This is a genomic window from Mesorhizobium sp. M7A.F.Ca.AU.002.02.1.1, assembly GCF_003998535.1.
Lineage (GTDB): Bacteria > Pseudomonadota > Alphaproteobacteria > Rhizobiales > Rhizobiaceae > Mesorhizobium > Mesorhizobium ciceri.
The window spans coordinates 1-1,232 of the sequence record NZ_RZPB01001194.1 but is presented as its reverse complement, the minus strand read 5'-3'; the positions used below and the strand labels follow the sequence as shown (position 1 = coordinate 1,232).

Below are 1,232 nucleotides of genomic sequence, written 5' to 3'. Positions count from 1 at the left end.
TCGTGGATCCGTCAGCCGGCATGGCCGTCGGGTTGCAGTTCCTCATCCTCGGCATCATCGTCAATCTCATCTTCTCGATGGCCGACCTTGCGGCGGTCGGCATCGCCTCGCTCGCCGTTGGCCGGTTCACTGGCGCCGGATGGGTGATCCCAAAGACATGCGGTTCGATCCTCATCGGACTTGGCGTGGCGCTCGTCAGCCATCATATCTGAACCTGCAAATGAAGAGCCGCGATTTCGAGGGAGATCTGACGGTGAAATTTCAGCGGCTGCTGGCGGCAAGGCCCGATATGCCGAAGGATGGCTGACGGCCTGCTCGCGCATCCGGCAAGATATACCGGAACCGGCGCGCCTTCGGGGCCATCGCCCGAATTCTACAGACCCTAGGCCGCGCCTACCCGCCGCCGCCTTCCTTCTCAGCCTCCTGCTTCAGCGTCGCAATGAACCGCTTCGTCCGTTGCTGCTCCGGATTGTTGAACAGCACCGCGGCCGGTCCCTTCTCGACGACGACGCCGGCATCGAGGAACACCACTTCCTTGGCGATCTTGGAGGCGAGGCGCAGATCATGCGTCGCCATCACCATGGTCGTGCCTTCACTGGCGAGCTTGCCAAGCACGTCGACCACCTCTTGCGCCAGTTCCGGGTCGAGTGCCGAGGTCGGCTCGTCGCAGAGCAGCACTTTCGGCGACGGCGCCAAGGCGCGGGCGATCGCCACGCGCTGCTGCTGGCCGCCCGACAGCGTCGCCGGCCAGGCGTCGGCCTTGTGCGCCATCCCCACCTTCTCCAGCAGAGCCAGCGCCCGCTCGCGTGCCCTCTCAGGCGCCCATTTCAGCACCGTCACCAGCCCTTCCATGACGTTCTCGATCGCGGTGCGATGCGGAAACAGCTGGAAGTTCTGGAACACCATGCCGGTCTGCAGCCGCAGGCGCTGGATATCCCTGGCCGGAACCCTGCCACCAGGATGGAATTCGAGCGTCTCGTCGCCGATGCGCACCGTGCCCGAGGTCGGGATCTCCAGGAGGTTGATACAGCGCAGCAGGGTGCTCTTTCCCCCGCCCGACGGGCCGACCAGCGCCGTGACGCTGCCTTCGGCAATGGTGACCGTCACGCCCTTCAACACGAGATTGTCGCCAAAGCGCTTTTCGATGTTGCTGAGGCCGATCATGAGCGTGCCTCCAGGAAGCCGCCATAGCGGTTGAGCCGGGTCTCCAGCCGCGTCTGCAAGGCCGACAG

At 64.7% G+C, this 1,232-nt stretch carries 1 protein-coding gene and 2 pseudogenes; 1 reads left to right on the top strand and 2 read right to left on the bottom strand.

The features are described 5' to 3' along the window. A pseudogene (locus tag EN879_RS36390) lies at nucleotides 1-212 on the top strand (LysE family translocator); the annotation flags it as partial. 181 nt (nucleotides 213-393) lie between these two features. Here the strand turns inward: EN879_RS36390 and EN879_RS36385 are convergent. Continuing rightward, nucleotides 394-1,164 (bottom strand): amino acid ABC transporter ATP-binding protein, encoded by a 771-nt coding sequence (locus EN879_RS36385; protein ID WP_013529175.1) that lies wholly within the window; start codon nucleotides 1,162-1,164, stop codon nucleotides 394-396. Continuing rightward, a pseudogene (locus tag EN879_RS40795) lies at nucleotides 1,161-1,232 on the bottom strand (cysteine ABC transporter permease); the annotation flags it as partial. The gene EN879_RS36385 and the pseudogene EN879_RS40795, both read right to left, overlap by 4 nt.